This window comes from Megasphaera paucivorans, from assembly GCF_900103535.1.
Taxonomy (GTDB): domain Bacteria; phylum Bacillota; class Negativicutes; order Veillonellales; family Megasphaeraceae; genus Megasphaera_A; species Megasphaera_A paucivorans.
This window is the reverse complement of record NZ_FNHQ01000001.1, coordinates 156548-176908: the sequence shown is the minus strand read 5'-3', so window position 1 is coordinate 176908 and position 20361 is coordinate 156548. Positions and strand designations below refer to the sequence as shown.

The 20361-nt window shown below is 40.1% G+C and carries 8 protein-coding genes, 1 tRNA gene and 1 riboswitch; of the genes, 6 read left to right on the top strand and 3 right to left on the bottom strand.

The window, feature by feature from the left end:
* The first annotated feature begins 9 nt into the window (after positions 1-9).
* Positions 10-12168, top strand: coding sequence for an LPD5 domain-containing protein (locus tag BLR11_RS00815; protein ID WP_091647331.1), 12159 nt, complete (start codon positions 10-12; stop codon positions 12166-12168).
* 192 nt (positions 12169-12360) lie between these two features.
* Here the strand turns inward: BLR11_RS00815 and BLR11_RS00810 are convergent, their stop codons facing one another.
* Together BLR11_RS00810 and BLR11_RS00805 are read right to left on the bottom strand one after the other, a co-directional pair.
* Positions 12361-13056, bottom strand: coding sequence for an aspartate/glutamate racemase family protein (locus BLR11_RS00810; RefSeq protein WP_091647330.1), 696 nt, complete (start codon positions 13054-13056; stop codon positions 12361-12363).
* Positions 13057-13573: 517 nt separating this feature from the next.
* Positions 13574-13649 (bottom strand) — tRNA-Lys (locus BLR11_RS00805).
* A 178-nt stretch (positions 13650-13827) separates the two neighbouring features.
* Here BLR11_RS00805 and BLR11_RS00800 point away from each other — a divergent pair.
* The 5 genes from BLR11_RS00800 (at position 13828) to BLR11_RS00780 (ending at position 19124) form a co-directional block, all read left to right on the top strand.
* On the top strand, positions 13828-15279 hold the full coding sequence (locus BLR11_RS00800; RefSeq protein ID WP_091647328.1) for a leucyl aminopeptidase: 1452 nt from the start codon (positions 13828-13830) through the stop codon (positions 15277-15279).
* Positions 15276-16085 carry a PHP domain-containing protein gene (locus BLR11_RS00795; protein WP_091647327.1) on the top strand — a complete coding sequence of 270 codons (810 nt, stop codon included), beginning with the start codon at positions 15276-15278 and terminating at the stop codon, positions 16083-16085. Before BLR11_RS00800 ends, BLR11_RS00795 begins: the two co-directional genes overlap by 4 nt.
* Positions 16082-16918 (top strand): Asp23/Gls24 family envelope stress response protein, encoded by an 837-nt coding sequence (locus tag BLR11_RS00790; RefSeq protein WP_091647325.1) that lies wholly within the window; start codon positions 16082-16084, stop codon positions 16916-16918. The genes BLR11_RS00795 and BLR11_RS00790 overlap by 4 nt, the downstream gene beginning before the upstream one ends.
* Positions 16919-16960: 42 nt before the next feature.
* The gene (locus BLR11_RS00785; RefSeq protein ID WP_091647324.1) at positions 16961-17776 is read left to right on the top strand and encodes an MBL fold metallo-hydrolase; all 816 of its coding nucleotides are present in this window, start codon (positions 16961-16963) and stop codon (positions 17774-17776) included.
* A gap of 53 nt (positions 17777-17829) precedes the next feature.
* Positions 17830-17907, top strand: a riboswitch (ZMP/ZTP riboswitch).
* 41 nt (positions 17908-17948) lie between these two features.
* A complete protein-coding gene (locus tag BLR11_RS00780) occupies positions 17949-19124 on the top strand; it encodes a phosphoribosylaminoimidazolecarboxamide formyltransferase (RefSeq protein WP_091647322.1) in 1176 nt (391 codons plus the stop codon).
* Between the two features lie 51 nt (positions 19125-19175).
* Here BLR11_RS00780 and BLR11_RS00775 read toward each other — a convergent pair whose 3' ends face one another.
* Complete coding sequence (locus tag BLR11_RS00775; protein WP_091647321.1) at positions 19176-20171, bottom strand: LysR family transcriptional regulator; 996 nt, start codon at positions 20169-20171, stop codon at positions 19176-19178.
* Positions 20172-20361: the final 190 nt, after the last annotated feature.

The window sequence follows — 20361 nt, the reverse complement described above, 5'->3', positions numbered from 1 at the left end:
GAGGTCAACATGTCTTTTTATAGCGAATTAGAATCTGTTGTTGGAGATCCGGATAATATTAAACAAATACAATCTACTGATGATGGACAAGAAAATACATCGGAAGAATCACAAAATCAACCGGGGATATTTGATAATATAATTGGTAAAATTAAAAGCACATTAGATAATTGGCAATTACCGGATACATCAGATGTAGATGTAAGTGGATTCGATAATCCACAGCCAGCGAATGCTGCCGAAAGTGCGATTAGTAATGGTTTGGGGAATGTAAAACAAACAGTACAGGAATATCTTACTCCAGTACAAATAGGGAACGGTTATCAGCGTCCCCTGGACAGTGATGCAGATCCTTCTATGCCAAATTTACCCGAACAAGGCGGTGAATTTGGAACTGCAATGCCAGAAGAGAAACGAGCAGCTCAATCACAACAATCTGGAATAAATGAAACCTTAAATAGTATTGCACAAGCGGCAAAACAATATCTTACACCGGAACCGATAGGAAATGGCTATCAACGTCCTCTTGATAGTGATATAGACCCATCTATGCCTAATTTACCAGAAATGAATGGTGAACAAGGTACCGCAATGCCGGAAGAAGAAAGAACTGCACAATCTCAGCAATTTTATAGTGACCATCCTTATGCAACGGGGGTTTTAAAAGGTGCTGTATCGGGAGTTGGCAACATGCTTGCGGGCGCAGCCAATGATTTTGGATGGAGCGCGCCTTTAGAAGGAATGGATAGAGTAAATGCATCTATGCAACGACCAGAATTTAAAAGTTATACATCTATGGAATATTTCACTAATCCAATGGGACTCGCTTTTGATATAGGTGCAGGGCTTGGTTCGGCAGCCGCTATTGCCGGTACAGCTGCTCTATTTCCTGAAGCTGTCGTTGGAACGGGGACAGGTGCAATTACTAGAGGATTATCCCGAATTGGATTACAACGGGCAGCAACCAGTAAAGTAGGGCAAGAAATTATTACTAATTTTATTAAGACTTCTCCGGCTTCATTCCTTGATGCAGCGTCCCGTTACGGAAGTACTATTAATGATATGGTAAAAAATGGTGAATCACAAACTAATGCGCGTCTTAAAGCTTTTCCTGTATTTGTGAAAGCATTAGGTGTAGATATGGCAACTATTCCTGTTGAATATGCGGGTATGAAAGGTGCAACATTTGGGAATCTTACACCTACAGCAAGTGAAAGTATCGCACAACGTGCAGCACTTGCTGTACCTCGTGCTGTACCGGGACTTGCTGCAAACGCGGCAATTGGTGGTTTACAGCAAGTAGAACAGCAAGGAATTCAGAATAATGCAATGGGGCAACCGTCGGGCGATCTATGGAATCCGGATACATGGACACCTGATCAAGTAGCTTCTTTCTTCGGAGGTGCCTATGGTGGCGCAGCCATGGGTATTCCTGGCGGTGTTTTAAGTAGAATGGTGCCTAAAACGGATACTGTATCCGGGAATCAGACAATGCAGGATACACAAACAACGGTAAATCCAAATACCAATGAAACAGAAAACAGTCAATCAGCAACAGAGCCAATGTCTTCCATGGCAAATACTGATAATGGACAAATGAATAATGACCAAGCAACGAGGCCTGATTCATCTGTTGATGTTGATACATTATCTAAAGAAAATGAACTTTCAGATTATCTGGATAATATAGATCCAGAGTCAATAGGTGAAGATAATTATAATACAATGTTTGATGCTCTGCGCAGTGGGGACTCGAAACGTGTCAATACTGCCTATGATATGATGTCATCAATGCCAGAAGAAACATCTGAAAATGAAGAAGATATACCCATGGAATCTGTATCCGATAAAGAAAATAATTCTGACGATATTCCTGTAAGTTCTGATAATAGTAATGTCGGAATTATTGAACATGCTGCAAATAATGCAGGCATTGATCCAAAAGTAGCACTTGCAGTTGCAGCAGTTGAAACAGGCGGTGGAGATGTCAATGCTATAAAAATGTCTGATGGTGGGGGCATGTTTCAGATTGAACCAGATACAGATATTAATGATGGCAATGGTGGCCGGGCAAAAATTGCAGATTTATATCCAGACTATCAGACTGATCCGAAACAGAATGCAGAAGCAGGCATGGCAGTTTTGAAAGACAAAATAGCTAATGACGATGGTGATTTGTGGAAAGGTGTACAAGATTACAATGGTGGTGGCGATGACGAATATCTGAGTAAAGTACAAAATGCATATGATAATTTAGGCGGCACTGGTGAATTTGATACAGAGTCAAATGATGGCTTATCTGCCGGTACAGAAGCGTGGATTGGGCAATCAATGGAAAATGGTGCAAATGGGTGTGTTGAAGCTGTTGGCAAAATAGGTTCTTTTTATGATCCATTTTTAGCAGAAGAATCAAAGAAAGGGGTAGATAATGTAGATACCCTTGTAAAAGATGCTGGTGATAGAGTTGTTCCATTCAGCGAAGATAATTTACAAAAAGGCGACGTTATTGTATATGGCGATGATGACCATGTTGTTTTATACGATGGTGACGGTGGTTATATTGGTAATTCTACAAGTCAAGGTAAGATTATTCATGGCGATGATTATAATAAAATGGGTGGTCTGGAACCCACTAAAATTATTAAAACGTCTGATACTTCTGGAACATCAACCGATTCAATAAATTCTGATTCTACACAGGATAATATCATTAATCAATTTGATAAAGCATCTCGACAGGATGAACAAGCAGATCAAAAAGCAATGAATGATATTGTTAATGATGATACAATAGATCAGATCAGTAATGAAATGGCAAAAGAAGAAGCTGATATTCAGCGTCAGGAAAATAGTAATCCGGATGAAAAAAGTACTTTGGATGCAATGTTCAAAGGAGATCAAAATAATAGCCCATTCATCGATACACAGGAAAACATTGATACGCTGAAAAATATGTATGGTCCTCAAATTGATGCTATGACGGCACAACGGACGGCAGATTTAGTCCTAAATTCGTTGCCTGATAACTCGGATGAGGCACTGCGTGACAGTATTAAGATGGCGGGTATAAACGGAGATTTGGAAGCAATTAGGAATATTTTGCAGAATAATCCACAGATTGACTTAAAGAATGCTGATATGAATACGATTCCTATTCAAAATGTTCCCACGCCGTTAGATTTAGCTGATAATAATCAAGTGCCTGTCAATAATAAATTACGTCAAGCGGTACTTGAAAGCAAGCCTTTAGCAGTACAGACTTTGCAAGATAAATTAAAGAAAAGTCATGTGCCGGATAGTCAAATACAGAATGCATTAAAACAGCAGCAGGAAGATACACCGTCTTCTCTGCTGCAAAAATCAATAACGCCAAAGCCATTGGAAGAATCGACAAATGAACCTTTTGTACAAGATAATTATCTAAACAAAAAGGAACAATTAATGCAGCATGTACCAACAGGCAATGTCACAAGTGTTCATGCAAATACATTAGATAAAGGATTTAATGCAACATATAAACTGGTACCGTCAGGTGACCTGATAACTAGCAATCTGACGGATTATTCTATTAATCCTAAATATCCAATTGAACTGCAACCGAGAGATCGGCAGCGTGGTGAAATGCGCAATCAAGTTGAAAAGATGGCACGGACTATTAAACCTGAATTGCTGTCGGACAGTCAATTTGTTAATCAAGGGGCCCCGGTTGTTAATAAAAATGGTATTGTTTTAAATGGTAATGGCCGGACTATTGCTATTCAACGGGCATATGAGGGACAAGATAGACAGCATAAAATAAGTGCGGCTGGATATAAACAATATTTAAAAGATAACGCTAATAAATTTGGCTTTACATCAGGACAAGTGCAAGCTATTGATAATCCAATACTCGTTCGCCAAGTAGATAAAGAAGCGCCTATCAAAGATATTATTCATAGTACTGAAGGTGGTGCACGGCTAGGTTCGGCAGAACAAGCACAAATGGATGCAAACAAACTCAAACTATCTACCATGAATAAATTTGTTGATGATGGTACAGGAGAATTCTTGAATCCGGGGAACAGGGAATTTAGAAAACTTGCGGCACGAGATATTAAGACAGAAGATGACAGTAATGCTATTTATAATGACAAGCACGAAGTTACTCCCTATGGTGTTAGCCGTATTAAGAATGCAATGTTTGCTAAGGCATATCATGATAATGCATTACTTGCAAAAATGAGTGAATCGACAGATAATAATAGTAAAAATATTTTAAAAGCAATGATTATTGCAGCTCCCGATGTGGCAAAAGTAAATTATGGGATAGACCATGGAACTCTTTATAAGTATGACATATCAAAAGTTATGTCTGATGCATCTAAAGTATTAATGTCACTCCGTGATGCTAAGAAACCGCTTAATTTTTATCTTAAAGAAACAAGTTTGTTTGATGCTTCCATATCGCCTGAAGAACGGGCAATCTTGGAATTTGTTGATGCTAATAAATTCAGTACCAAAAAAATTAGCGAAGTATATAAAACCATCTGCAATAAAATTATGGCTGTTGGAGATCCGCACCAAGCAGAATTATTTGGTACGGAAAGACCTTCTCTTGAAAATATTATTGAACGTTCTATTAATGAGGTGAATAACAATGGACAAAAATCATTATTTGAGCAAGGACGGGAAAATTCTAAAGAAACCAACGTTGGCGGAACGGAAAGCCTTTATGCACAGGAACACGCCGGAAATGAACGCTTATTTAGACAAGAAAACAGCGGAGTGGAACAAAAAAACGCCAGAGGAACAACGGGCAGCACTGGGGAATTACGACTAGAAAAACAACTGCTAAAATTAGCAGATGACAATAATATTCCTGTTAATAACAAGCTTCGGAATGATGTACTTGCAAATAAGCCATTAGCGGTACAAACATTGCAGGATAAATTACGAGGGAAGGTGTCAACTGATAAACAACGGCAGCCTGCGTATGATGATGTGCAAAAAGAAATTGATAGTATGGAAGATGCTCTTGCCAATAAATATGGGGAAGACTCTGTTATACATATGGGACTTGGTGATGATAAAGACATTATCCCTGTCTCTAGTCAACAGAAATTGAATGCTTTATATGATCAGCGCAATGGTATATGGGAAAACGAAACAAATGCCGGTGTTGGGGCTGTTGTCAATAATATTCGAAATGATGGACCTGTTCCTACAGAAAAAGTGGCAGATATTCTTCAAAACTATGCTCATCAGAACAAGCTTTCTATATCAATGGAAGGCAGACCAAAAAAAATATCCTATAATGATTTTTTCAAGGATATATATGGTAGGTTAGCAAACTGGATGGTATATCATTCTTCCGATAATTTTCCAGAAGCTTTTTTGGATATGGATACTGCGCAACGAGCTGCCGGAGATTTTCAGCACAGCATATATGGCAGGAACCCTGAGGACGTTTTAAAGCAGGCTAAAAATATTACGGATACTGTATTCAAAGGAGAAAACAATGAAATCAATCGGGCACGCTTGGGTGGACAAGCCGTTGAAAATACAATTGGAAACGCCCAATCTGACCAAGCTGAAAAACAAAAAAATACCAACCGTGAAAACAAAATCAATAATTCCAAAAATAACTTGGAAACAAAAATAGAGAATGAACAATCCAAAACTACTAAAATTGAAGATTTTGGCGAAAAAATAGGCGGCGCACGGAAAGATATATATACTTCTTATAAAAAAGAATTGGATGACAGTGATAAGATTGATACTCAAACCAAACCATTATCGAAGTCATTTCCAGAACCAAAATATGATGCATTAATAAAGGCGGGGGCAGATAAACATGCCATAGCTCTTGTTCATGCATTGCGGGATTCTATTAGCAATAAACCTCGGAGAGATATAAAATACTGGGCTCAAGGCGTTGATGCTGTAAAGAAAATGGCACAAATGATATTGGATGGTAAAGGAGATGAAATAGAAAAAAGGTTGTATTCAAGCGGACATAAAGGTATTCGTGATGTCGTTTCTAATGCCAAATTATATGAAGCAGTCGGGCATGCGCATTCTTTAAAAGAATATACATTGTCAGAAGGTACATATAGTATGTATGACGGCAAAGAATATAATCCTCCTAAACATATATGGGAGATAGTAAAAGCACAAAAAGGGCAGGTGCACTTTCATAAAACCGTTGTTGATGGTGATACCGAACAACAGGTAATTGATAAATTTAAAAAACAATATGATAGTATTATGGGAGATAATGCCGATAATACAACAAAGCAGTCATTTGGAATTTATATAAACCGTGGTACCAAGGAATATGAAATTTGTAAAAAAATTGGTAACCGAGTTGTTTTGATGAAAGATGGATTCAAGAACGTTAAAGATGCAGTTAATTATCGTGACAATCATGCAACAGAATTAGAAGAACAGCTGAAGCAGATGAAGTATGTGCCAAATGAACGCAGAGAGGCAAATGAACAGCGTGTTGGTACCAACTATCGAAAGGGCAAAGATGTTACTCCGGAAATTTTCGGTAAGGCATTTGGATTCAGAGGTGTTGAATTTGGTAATTGGGTGGAAGGCAAACGTCGCCAGTCGGACTTAAATAATGCGTATGATTCACTACGTGATATGGCTAATATTATTGATGTCGATCCAGAAGCGCTGTCATTAAACGGACAATTAGGACTTGCCTTTGGTGCCCGTGGTATTGGCGGCAAGCACCCGGCAGCGGCACATTATGAACCGTTACATAATGTTATCAATCTTACAAAGAATGAAGGTGCAGGAAGTTTAGCACATGAATGGTTACATGCTTTAGATTACTTCTTTGGAACAAAACGTAAAAAAGATGAATTTTTATCAACAGCATCTGATGTACGGTTAGCAGCACAAGGCAGCAAATATTATTCGCCTGAAGGAATACGCCCTGAAATAGTAAAGAAGTGGGGTGATATTCGCAAAGCTATTTATAATTCAGGTATGGTGAAACGGGCAGAAGCATTGGATCAATACCGTTCAAAACCATATTGGAGTAAACCGGAAGAATTATATGCTCGTGCCTTTGAAAGTTATATTGTAGATAAGTTAAAAGAACGTGGCGAATCAGATGATTACCTTGCTAATATCGTCCCAGCGTCGGCATGGGAAGCAAATGTAAAAGGCGACAGAGAAAAAGGGTATCCTTATGTACAGCCAAAAGAAATGCCTGAAATTCGGAAAGCATTTGATGCCTTTTTTGATACTGTTGAACAAGAAAAAACAGATAAAGGTATTACCTTATACCAGGTTGCCGGACAGAATCATATGATTCCAACAAATCATCCGGAAGTTAAACGTGCGTATGATGATGTTGCAGCAGAAGTTAAAAGAGCTTTTCCTGCCGGTGAATTTTCACAAGACGGGAATTTGATAAATGTTGATATGCCTAACGGTAAACGAATTGTAGTCGATATTAAAAATCAAATTATACGGAACGGCAAAGAAATAGAAAACGCAAAATTGGCGCATGGTGTTTCTCCTAAATCAACCATCAGCCTTGAAGGGGCGTGGCGCGAAACATCTCTCGATCATCTCTCTGGATTAATGGAATTGTCACAGAGCAGCCGAGAAGGAACAGTTTATCATGAAGCTTTTCATGCGGCATGGGATATGGCTTTAACACGGCGTGAAAAAGATGCCATGCTGAATCATTACGATCCTATTGCAAAAAAACAAGGCGTAAATGTTAATGAAGTAATGGCAGATGCATTTTCCAAGTATGCCGGTATGGCTAAACCACAGGGTATATTTGGTAAGTTATATCATAAATTAATTGACTTCGCAAACAAAATAAAAGTTGTTTTAACAGGGACGGAAAATGTTCATAATGTGATGCGGAAGATTAAAACTAATGAAGTGTGGAAAAGCGAAGGTGAGCAGGCAGACTATATAAAAGATGAGGATTACTCTGTAACGAATAAAAATATTACAGGTGATACACGTGTGCCTGTTATAGATGTAACAGATCAGCCAAAAGTGAATGTAAAAAATAATCAAGAAAAAGTGGCAATAGCTAAAAGTTTAATTGGAAAAACATTTACTATTATTGGTAGTGAAGGTACGGGAAGGGTAGCCTCTGTTTCGGATGGCAGGCATTTAATTAATTCGTCAAATCTGTCAAGACAAGGGTTGGCTACAAGAGGAAAAGCCTTATCAGTTATTAAAAATATTTTAAATAATACAATATATGTTGAGAAGCATATAGATGATAGACACTCTAGTGGTAAACCTTATATTGAACTTTTCTCCGTTGTTAAGGATGGCAACAAATTAGTAAGATTTAGAATTGTAGCCAAGGAAGGAGATAAAAACGCAAATCAATTTACCATAAGAGATGCTAAGTTTTACGATATGATACAACAAAAAGGAGATGTCTCCCCAAGCATGCCGCAAATGGGTATGCAAGGTGGGAAGATATCTCCTTTAAACACTGTCAGTGTAGCAGAATTATTACGAGGTGTCAATGATCGTGAAGGGAAACCATATGTTAATACGGACGGAACATTGAATTATGATGTACGTATCTTAGGAGAACAAAAATCAATTAATCAGGATCACCTTGATATTAAAACACGGGATGTACAGGAACAACACTTGAATCAAGATATAGCAAAATGGAATAATGTTGTTGATGCATATGACAAAGCTGATAAACAAGTATGGAAAGAGAATAACAATGGTCGTCTTTATAGAGTTATGGATATGCCATTGGTTTTACAAATGATTAGCAAAAATGACAAGGAATTGTCCGTATATGGAAGCTTTTTTGAACATGTTTTACAGCCAAAGCACTACGGAATGACAACTGATATTATAAGACAGTTACCGAAAGCAATTGCAGATCCTGTTATGGTTTTTAAAACAGCTGATGTTAATAAATTTGTATTGGCATTGGAGTTAAAAACTGATCAAGGTGCCAGTGTCGTTGTTCCTGTTCAATTAGAAAAAAACGATAATGCTCATCATGCTATTAATGTGCTTAATACTGCATACGCTCGTACAAAGCAGGGATCGTCTACACCAAACTATAATTGGTTTGCAGCCAATTTAAAAGCAGGGAAACTGATATATGCGAACAAGACAAAAGCACTAGATTGGGTGCGGGCCATCAAAGGAGATACCCTTGTGGGTCCTGCACTATCTAGTGCTTTATCTAATCAGAGTATACTAACCGAACGAGATCTTGTCAATATGAGAAATGAAAATGCAGGACAGTATTCCATCAGAGAAAATAATGGTCAATCAACTAATGATAAATCCGTAACACCGGATGACATCACAAAGGCCGTGAATGCGATTACTCCTGCCGGTAAAATAAAAAATGGTTTTGACTTGTCTAAATATGGCCGGTTAGTAGCTCAATATGTGGATGATAAATTAAAATTGCGGAGTAATGCAGAATTGATTCATACAGCACTTAACCAACTAAAAGGGCAAAATTTAACTCCATTAGAGGCACGGCGTGAAGGGGTATCTATTTTTGGCTCGAAGTATTTTACAGATCCGGATCTTGTAAAAGAAGAATTCCCAAATTATTATAAAGCGTTTGAAAAGAGTCTAGATAATGATCCGGCTTTAAAGTCAAAAATTGATAATGTAAAATCATTAATAGATCAGTATCAGCAGCAAAACAATGGCATGACTGCATTTAAACAGAGAACAAGTGTGCCTGTTAATGATTCCAATAATCCATTAAAAAATCTTAACGAACAAGATATAAAGCCAGCTGTACAATCGGTTAAAGATACTATTTCAGATGGCATAAAAGATATCAAAGATACATTAGCTCCTGCGACAGCGGGTGAAAACGCAAAAACTATGGCCAATATCATGCGTGAAAATTTATCTGAGATGGCACAGAAAGCTGATCGTGCTGAAAATGCACTCCATACTGCGCGGAGTTATTTTTCCAAACAATCATCAGTAGACAATCTTGATTTTGTAAACCGTATTGAAACCGGCAGAGGTCAATCTACGCCAGAATTGCAGAAATTTGCTTATACGTTGAGAAAGATGTTGGATGAACGGCGTGTAGCTATACAACAATTAGGAACCGGCAAACTGCAAGATTTTATTGTAAATTACTTTCCGCATATGTGGGAAGATCCTAATCATGCAGGGAACTTGTTTGCAGCGTGGGCGGGAAGACGGCCATTTGAAGGTGGTAAATCATTTCTGAAGAAACGTTCTATTCCAACTACTAAGCAGGGTATAGAATCAGGACTAAAACCAGTTAGTGATAATCCCGTGGATATTGCCATGCTTAAAATGCGTGAAATGGATAAATATATTATGGCCCACAATGTTATAAATGAGGCAAAAGCCCGTGGACTTACCAAATATATTAAAGCTACCTCTAAAGATATTCCGTATAACTGGGAAAGGATTGATGATCGTATTGCAACAGTATATGGTGCACCGGTTGATGTAACCGGTAAACCTATTGGCGGATTACACATCAGAGGATATTATTATATGCCAAAGGAAGCAGCACGATTGATTAACAACTACTTATCACCGGGATTACGGACGCATGGCCGTCCCATGTCGGGTTTGTATAGATCGTATCTGGGAGCAGCTAATATTTTAAATCAGTTCCAATTAGGACTTTCCGCATTCCATCTAGGTTTTACTTCCATGGATGCTACTGTATCTAAAGTGGCGTTAGGATTTTTGAAAGTTTCTCATGGTGATATTGGTTCAGGATTAAAAGATTTCTTTCATGCCCCCATTGCGCCGGTTGAAAATGCTTTGCGTGGCAATAAGGTTTTGAAGGAATGGTATACACCGGGTACGCAGGGAGCAGAAGTTGCCAAACTTGCAGATGCATTGGTTGCTTCCGGTGGTCGTGTCCAGATGGATAAATTCTACAGAACTGGTATGTGGGATAAGATGAGCGATGCATTTAATGCTAAGAACTATTTAGGCGGAGTATGGCGTATCCCATTTGCCATTATGGATAAAGCAACAAAACCTATTATGGAATATATTGTACCTCGTCAAAAATTGGGGGTATGGGCTGATGCAATGCGATATGAAATGACAAGAAAACCTAATATGACGCGTGACGAAATGCGGCAAATTGGTGGAAAAATTTGGAATAGTGTTGATAATAGAATGGGACAATTGGCCTATGTCAATCTGTTTTGGAATAAAACTTTGAAAGACTTAACGATGGCAAGCGTCCGGTCTGTTGGCTGGAACTTAGGTACCTTCCGTGAATTGGGGGGTGCAGGTGTTGACACTGTTGAACAGATGAACAATCTGCTTCATGGTAGACACCCGGAAATGACATATAAAATGTCGTATGCGTTGGCACTTCCTATTACGGTAGGTTTAGTAGGTGCCGTTACACAGTATCTTTATACTGGTCAAACCCCACAATCCATTAAGGATTTGTATTATCCGCAGACAGGGATGCTTGATCAGAATGGGAAAACGCAGAGAGTCGAACTGCCGTCTTATATGAAGGATTTGTATGCTTATTACGATCATCCGGGGCGTACCCTTGTCAATAAGCTGCATCCGATGTTGTCGATGATTGCAAGTATGCTTGAGAATAAAGATTTTTACGGCACAAAAATTTATAATGAAGATGATAACATGCTTGATAAGATCGGAGAAATGGGTAAATACGTGCTGTCACAGTTCGTTCCGTATTCTTTACAAGGTGGTAAACGGCAAGCTGATTTAGGCGGTGATTTCTTAAGTAAGGCATTACCTTTTGTTGGTGTTACGCCTGCACCATCTGATGTGAATAAATCGCCGCTCGAACGCCGAATGTCTGAATTGGTGGAAGCACGAATGCCCGCAGGTGCTAAGACACAAGCTCAATCTGATAAGTCAGATCTCAAACGTTCTATTTTGCGTGATATGCAAGAAAATGGTGGTAAACCAACAAGCAGCCTTGCTGATGCGTATAGGAACGGCGATATTAACAGGGCAGAGTATAAGACGTTATTGCGTAAAGGGCGACTAACACCATTAGAACGAAGTGCCGATGCTCTGAGTATGCAAGACTTACAAGGATTATTACCAATTGCCGATGAAACAGAACGTCCAGTTTTAGATCGAGTATTACAACAAAAGATTAGACATGCAAGAAGTCGTGGTATTTATCAGCAGTAAATACTATGTCAAAAAGCTCCGTATCTTAATAGTACGGGGCTTTTTGCTGTTTAAAAGTGCTATCAACTAATTCGGATTAGCAGAGGTGGGTATGTATAAGATAAATATCAGGAATAACCATAAATTCAAGGGTGGGATTCTTTAATTTGTGGTTTAGGAAAAATATATAAGCAAATACGTGAAATTTTATAATTATTTATCATTAAGTGCATATTGTACTATTGCTTCAACATGAATTTTAGTAGTGTCAAATACGGGAAATGAAATATCTTCTTGATGAATTAGATGACCAATTTCAGTGCAACCAAGGATAACTCCTGTTGCACCTTGATTAGTGAGAGTCCTTATGATGCGAAGGTATTCTTTTTTTGAAGAAGGTAAAATTTTTCCATGACAAAGTTCTTCAAAAATTATTTGATTTACGATCAACATATCTGTTTCTGATGGTAGAAAAACTTGTATGCCGGATTTTTTCAATTTATTTTTGTAAAAATCTTGTTGCATAGTATATTTTGTACCAAGTAATGCTGCATATTGTATATGCTGTTTTTTTAACTGTTCTATTGTAGCATCTACAATATGTAAAATAGGTAATTTAGTAGAGGATTGAAGTTCGGGAACGACTTTATGAATAGTATTAGAACAAATTGCGATGAAATCTGCGCCACCTTTTTCAAGTGAATGGATAGCATCTGTTAATATTGTGATAATACGTTGCCAATTTCCCGTTGTTTGACAGGTTTCAATTTCTTGAAAATCAACACTGTAAAGTAATATTTTAGCAGAGTGTGATCCACCGTATTTCTGATTAATTGATTCGTTAATAAGTTGATAATACGTAACTGTGCTTTCCCAACTCATACCACCAAGAAGTCCAATTGTTTTCATTTTGGATCAGTCCTCACTATATTTTATAATTTTTCTTGTATAGTAGCACTGGAAACAAATTGAGTCAAACAATGAAAAAAATAATATTGTGATGCGATTAGTAAATAAATTGATGTATATAAAAAAAGCTCTTCAATATCGAGGAGCGTTTCTAACATACGATTATGAGACGGGGGCAAAGACTGTCAGATATTGTGGAGTCAGGCATAATAAAACTATCTACAAATATAGCTGATGTATAGTCTGGTGCAAGTGAAGAAACTTGAACCCCTATAGCGTAAACTGCCAGATTCTGAGTTTTATTAGACATGTAAGAAGTTGTAGTATTTATCAATAGTAAATATTATATAGAAAAGAGGTCCCAATTAAAACATAGGGCTTCTTTTTTGCACGAAAAAAATGTAACTAAAAGCAAAATTTTGTTGATTGCGGTAGAAAGTGCGGTAGAAAGATTGAAATATTACTTAAAAACAAAAACAACCATGCCGCGCAAACGGCATGGTTATCATACTTTTTATGGTGGACCACCAGGGGCTCGAACCCTGGACACCCTGATTAAGAGTCAGGTGCTCTACCAGCTGAGCTAGTGGTCCATATGTTTATGAGCACAAAAGATATGTTACACTATTTTGTTGAAAAAATCAAGTATATTTTCTAAAAAGTGAGGAGAATACAGTAAACAACCGAATATGCAGGTTCCTTCATTGATTTTATCTGTAGGAAAAATGTATAATAAGCATATATAGATAGCGATTAGCTGGAGGGATAAACATGATTACTTGTAATGGCAGTGGCAGCTTGGATAATGTTGCCGTCGGTGTGGATAACCGGATGCGGGTGTTGACACAAATTCCGAAAAAGGATAGCGAGAAGCTTCGCATATATGTAGACCGACATCCGGAGCTTTTAGAGTATCCGTCTGTGTCTGTGTTTCCTCTGATTGATGAAGAAAAAGTAAAGAATTATATTCTTGTCGGTATCGGTAAAAAGCCCTATCCTTACGGGCAGGCTGATGATTTCCGTATTGCTCGTAAAATAATGGCAGCTGCCATGGCGTGGGGTGTTTCCGAGTTGGCAGTTTTGGTGGATACGTTGGAGGCAGATATACCGACATTGATCGATGGACTGTTGTTTCGCAATTATGAGTTTAATCATTATAAGAAAAACACAAAATCCCATCTTGTACCCATGGTCAATCTCGTGACTTCTACAGAGGATGTTAAAGAGCTGAACATGATGTGTTATGTGTATACCGCTATTTATGAGGGTATCAAAACAGCGAGGGATCTCGTCAATATGCCACCGAATGAACTGACTCCCCGCAAGTTTTCCGATATTGCTGCGGCGTTGTGCAAGAGCGAAAATATTACGGTAGAAACTTTGAATAAATGGCAGCTGGAAAAGTTAAAAATGGGCGGGCTTCTGGCTGTGGGAAAGGGAAGTATGAATAATCCCCAAATGGTAACGGTCACGTACACCGGCAATACGGAAAGCCGGGATAAATTGGCTGTTGTCGGCAAGGGAATTACCTATGACAGCGGTGGATTGTCGCTGAAGGACCATGAAAATCTGGAGTTCATGAAGTCCGATATGGCAGGAGCTGCTACGGCGTTAGGTGTTATTCGGGCATTGATGTTGCTGAAATATCCGGTTAATGTGATGGCTGTCATGCCGATGGCTGAGAATGTCCCCTCCGGCATGTCGTTCCATGTGGATGATATTATTACGATGTTAAGCGGCAAAACGGTGGAAATCAAGAATACCGATGCCGAAGGCCGGCTTGTTTTGGCTGACGGGGTGACCTATGCCCAGAAACTGGGTGCGACGAAGGTTATAGACTTGGCGACTTTGACCGGAGCTTGTGTAACGGCACTGGGGACGGTTCGTTCCGGTGTTATTGGGAATGATCAGCAGTGGATCAACCATATTTTTGAAGGAGCTGCCCGCATGAATGAACGGGTATGGCAGCTGCCGGCAGATCGGGAATACGAGTCCCTGCTGCATAGTGAGGTAGCAGATTTGAAAAATACAGGCGGCCGTAACGCCGGGGCGATTACTGCGGGATTATTTATTAAGCAGTTTATTCGTCCGGGGGTTGCCTGGGCTCATATTGATATTGCCGGAACTGCCTTCTGTGAACAAAAAGATGAAACCGGATTTTTTGGTGCTACGGGGGTTGGAATCAAAACGGTATTGGAACTTCTGAAAGGAGGGCAGCCATGAATGTTGATTTACATATGCACACATCGTGCTCAGATGGGGTGTATACGCCGGAAGAACTCCTAACGATGGCAGAGACTGCCCAACTCGGTGAAATTTCTATTACCGATCACGATACGGTAGAGGCGTATTCTCATCCTTGTGTCGTTTCTTCGTCGGTCAGCGTCATACGAGGTATTGAAATCAGCACGGAATATAATGGTGAGGATATTCATGTTTTAGGGTATTATATCCATACGGAGCATAAAGCGATAGCGGAATATTGTCAGACGTTTCATCAGCGCAGATTGGAACGGGCATTGCAAATCGTGGATAGATTGGCTGGGCTTGGATATGAATTGGATCGCACTCCGCTCGAAGGACTGATCAAGCAGGGCGTGGCGGTGGGACGGCCGCATATTGCACGAATGCTTATTGAAAAGGGTTACTTTGCAACGATTGCAGACGTGTTCCAAGAGGTGCTGCATCGAGGTGCTCCGGCGTATGTACCGTATCAGCGCTGTACGATCGAGGAATGTATTGAGCTGATACATGAGGCTGGCGGAGTGGCTGTTCTCGCACATCCGGGACTGATTCAGCATAATCTGCAGGCTGTGCTTCCCTATGCATTTGATGGTATTGAAGTTTTTCATCCCAAAAACTGGGGACGGGAAAACGAGTTTATGGAAATTGCGAAAACGCGGCATTGGCTTATCAGCGGCGGTTCTGATTTTCATGGTGTTCCGGGAAGATTTCCCGAAGTAGTGGGACAGTTTTATGTTCCATCGGAACGGCTGCATACATTACTTGAATACAGGAGAAAAAAATGAAAGTTATAGGGTTTATCGGTGCGGCTGGAACAGGTAAAAGCCATCATGCACTGGTGGTAGCACATGACAACGATATAGATTGCATTATTGATGACGGGATCTTGATTTATCAGAATAAAATTATTGCCGGACGTTCGGCCAAGGAAGAAACAAATCAGCTGAAGGCGACACGACGCGCTATTTTTTCTGATGCAGCGCAGGCGGGCGAGGTACAGAAAGCACTGGCAACTATCCAGCCGGAGAAACTTTTGGTGTTAGGGACTTCCGTGCATATGGTGCGGAAGATTGCAGAAATGCTTGCGATTCCTGAACCTGAGGCGTTTATCCACATAGAAGAAATTTCCTCTGCTGAAGAAATATCCAAAGCCCATATGATACGCGTCAGAGAAGGAAAACATGTAATTCCTGTTCCGACAATGGAATTGAAGTCTCATTTTAGAGGCTATCTGCTGGGATCTATCCGTTCATTTTTTAAGAAAAAAAACGGCAGGAAATCAGAGGAAACGTATGAACGTTCTGTCGTACGCCCTGTATTTAGTTATTATGGGAAATTGACTTTTACGGACGATGTATTGCAGCATTTGATTCAGCATAGTTTAACCGGTATTCACGGCATTGCCGGAGTAAACAAGGTGAAAGTAGGAAAAAGCACGCAAGATGTAGGAAATGGCATTGATGTCATGCTGTCCGTCACGATTTTGTACGGCGAAAATGTCAGAGCCTTAATGCACCAAGTCAAGGACGCGCTTCAACATGAGGTCGAATATACTACCGGCATGTCTGTCGATGTTTTGAGAATAACGATTCATGGTATTGTACCAAGTAAGCCATAGCGTTTGGCAGAGATTACAATCAGGAAGAGGAGCTTTTTTGACATGGCTAAGGAAAAATTAATTATGCTGGGAACCGGTTGTGCTATGGTAACAGAATGCTACAACACGTGTTTTGTTATACAGAATGCAGCGGGCGATTGCTTTCTTACCGATGCCGGCGGGGGCAACGGAATATTGAAGCAGCTGAAGGCTGCTCAGGTTGCGTATCCGCGGCTGCATCATTTGTTTGTCACGCATGGGCATACCGATCATATCCTGGGAGTCGTCTGGGTTATTCGGCGCATTGCCATGTATATGCTGGCAGGCAGTTATGAGGGAGACTTTCATATCTACTGCCATGATGAAGCGGCGCATATGCTGCGTGTTATTTGTGATTTGACATTAACGGGAAAACATAAGGCGAAAATTGATAACGGAATTTATATCCATGAAATAAAAGATGGTACACGGTTTTCTGTTTTGGGAATGGATATACAGGCTTTCGATATTTTGTCTACAAAGGCAAAACAATTCGGCTACCGGTTGCAGTTACCTGACGGAAAGAAACTTACCTGCCTGGGGGATGAGCCGTTTAACGAACATTCCCGTATCTATGCAGAGCATAGTGACTGGCTGTTAGCAGAAGCTTTTTGTCTGTACCGTGACCGTACACGATTTAAGCCGTATGAGAAACATCATAGTACGGTAAAAGAAGCTTGTGAAACGGCGGCGGCCTTGCAGTGCAGCAATTTGGTTTTATATCATACGGAAGATACGGACCTGGCAGGGCGTAAGGCGCAATATACGGCAGAGGGAACCATGTACTACGATGGGGGACTATATGTTCCTGATGATTTGGATGTCATCGAACTGTCGTGATAGATGCTATTTTTTCATTGACAAAGTTTGTTTTTCAAAGGTATAATTTATGCATGAGTTCATGTGACTGACGGAAGTGGAATGACCACGGGGAGCATGACTAAGAAAAGCCGACCGTCTGGGCAATGATTCCAGAGGTGTCGGCATTTATTTTTTTGGGAGGTAATTCACGATGAAGGAACTGCAATTAAAATATGGCTGTAATCCAAATCAAGCCTCAGCCAGGGTGTATATGAAGGATGGCAGCGAACTGCCTGTTGAAGTAATGAATGGACGTCCCGGCTATATTAATTTACTGGATGCATTTAACAGTTTTCAGCTGGTCAAAGAATTAAAAGAAGCAACGGGGCTTCCTGCTGCGGCCTCCTTTAAGCATGTCAGTCCTGCCGGAGCCGCAGTAGCTGCCGGTATGAGCGATGTGCTTAAAAAGATATATTATGTAGATGATTTGCAGTTATCTCCGCTGGCTTGTGCGTATGCTTGTGCACGCGGGGCAGATCGTATGAGTTCCTATGGTGATTTTGTCGCGCTGTCCGATATGTGTGATGCAGAAACAGCGACGCTCTTGAAACGTGAAGTTTCTGATGGTGTGATTGCTCCCGGATATACGGAGGAAGCCTTGGCAATTTTAAAATCCAAGCGCAAGGGAACCTATTGCGTGCTGAAAATTGATCCGGCGTATGTACCGGCTGGTATAGAAAGCAAGGAAGTATACGGCGTAACCTTTGAACAAGAACGGAATAATGTAAAAATTACGGACGATCTTTTTGAAAATCGGCCGACAAAAAACAAAGATATTCCTGCGGCGGCGAAACGAGATTTACTCGTGGCACTCATCACTTTGAAATATACACAGTCTAATTCTGTTTGTTATGTAAAGGATGGCATGACGATCGGCGTTGGTGCGGGGCAGCAGTCTCGCGTTCACTGTACTCGTCTGGCTGGGAACAAGGCAGATGTTTGGTGGCTTCGTCAAAATCCCAAGGTACTGTCGCTGCCGTTTAAAGAAAATATTCGCCGGCCTGATCGGGACAATACAATTGATGTATATATTTCTGATGATGCTGAAGATGTGTTGGCGGAGGGCGTCTGGCAGAACCTTTTTACAGAGAAACCGGAACCTTTAAGCAGAGAAGAAAAGAAGGCGTGGATTGCACAGCTTCATGGTGTTGCCTTGGGAAGCGATGCATTTTTCCCGTTTGGTGACAATATTGAACGAGCTCATCGCAGCGGCGTCGATTATATTGCGCAGGCAGGCGGTTCTATCCGGGATGATAATGTCATTGAAACTTGTGATAAATATGACATTGCCATGGCCATGACCGGATTGCGCCTGTTCCATCATTGATCCGATCTATAAAAGAATGAGATACCGTCATAAAAAGACAAATCCCAGATATTAATATCTGGGATTTGTCTTTTTATGATTAATTAAATTACGGGATAAGGTTCCCGTATCTGTTACATTGGGATGTGTTTTTTTCTGTTTCGGAACATAGCCGATAATCCGTTTCCAATCTTTTATGGTTTGAATCATCAGAGGCAGGGATGGGTTGTCTGTATCATCCAGCCAGGCAGTAATAATTTCGGCTTTCATGTTGATGCCGCGAATGGGAAGGGTTTTGATACGGTTATTATTAATAGCGGGAATCATATAAGAAGGAACAATGGAAATACCCAAACCGGCGGAAACCATTAGCATCATGGTCTCGGTGTCATTCGCATAATAGATTTGCCCATATTTGATGTTTGCTGTCATATACCGGCTGATCGACTCATTTTGGTCGGTAATGGTTTCCCCTGTGCGGCTTACGATAAAGGGCTGAGCACGCAGATCATCACGGAATAAATATTTTTTGTTCGTCAGCGGATGAAAACTAGGGAGAACGGCGACAACGGGAAATTCATGAATAGGGAGTTGTAAAACATTTTTGTAACGGCCGATATCAAAACGGATGTTAAAAACCAGATCTAAGTCGTTGTTTTGCAGTTTGTCATATAAATTCACGGCGCTGTTGCGTTCTAACTGCAGTGATATCTGCGGATGCGACTCGTGAAACCGCTGGATCAGCAGATGCAGCGGTGCTTGTTCAAAACCGGTGATCCAGCCGATTCGCAGGGAACCGGAAATGCCTTTGCCGATGAGACGGACCTGATCGACCGATTTATCGAGTGTATATACCAGTGCACGGCTTTCTTTGAGAAAATAACGGCCTGCTTGTGTTAGCACGACGCGGTGGTTAATCCGGGTGAACAGCATAACTTGCAGTTGATCTTCCAACGATTTGATTTGCTGTGTGATGGCTGTTTGGGTAATATGAAATTGTTGAGCCGCCTTTGTAAAACTTTCATTTTCTGCAGCGGCGATAAAATATTGTAATTGCTTAGTATTCATAGCTTATTTTGTTTTCCCCTTCCGATATATTGTATATACGAGTACACATTTAATATAATTATAACGCATAATATTTATGTTGTCATTGTCGAATTTTCAATTAATATAGAAATAAATTGTATGATTTGAACAGTTTGTGTACATATGTGAACAACGTATATCTATACGAACAAAAATAGCATTGACAAGT

Coding starts and splice junctions, on each gene's coding strand:
- BLR11_RS00780 (WP_091647322.1), top strand. CDS start 17,949: ATGAAGGAACTGCAATTAAAATATGGCTGTAATCCAAATCAAGCCTCA.
- BLR11_RS00815 (WP_091647331.1), top strand. CDS start 10: ATGTCTTTTTATAGCGAATTAGAATCTGTTGTTGGAGATCCGGATAAT.
- BLR11_RS00810 (WP_091647330.1), bottom strand. CDS start 13,056: ATGAAAACAATTGGACTTCTTGGTGGTATGAGTTGGGAAAGCACAGTT.
- BLR11_RS00800 (WP_091647328.1), top strand. CDS start 13,828: ATGATTACTTGTAATGGCAGTGGCAGCTTGGATAATGTTGCCGTCGGT.
- BLR11_RS00790 (WP_091647325.1), top strand. CDS start 16,082: ATGAAAGTTATAGGGTTTATCGGTGCGGCTGGAACAGGTAAAAGCCAT.
- BLR11_RS00785 (WP_091647324.1), top strand. CDS start 16,961: ATGGCTAAGGAAAAATTAATTATGCTGGGAACCGGTTGTGCTATGGTA.
- BLR11_RS00775 (WP_091647321.1), bottom strand. CDS start 20,171: ATGAATACTAAGCAATTACAATATTTTATCGCCGCTGCAGAAAATGAA.
- BLR11_RS00795 (WP_091647327.1), top strand. CDS start 15,276: ATGAATGTTGATTTACATATGCACACATCGTGCTCAGATGGGGTGTAT.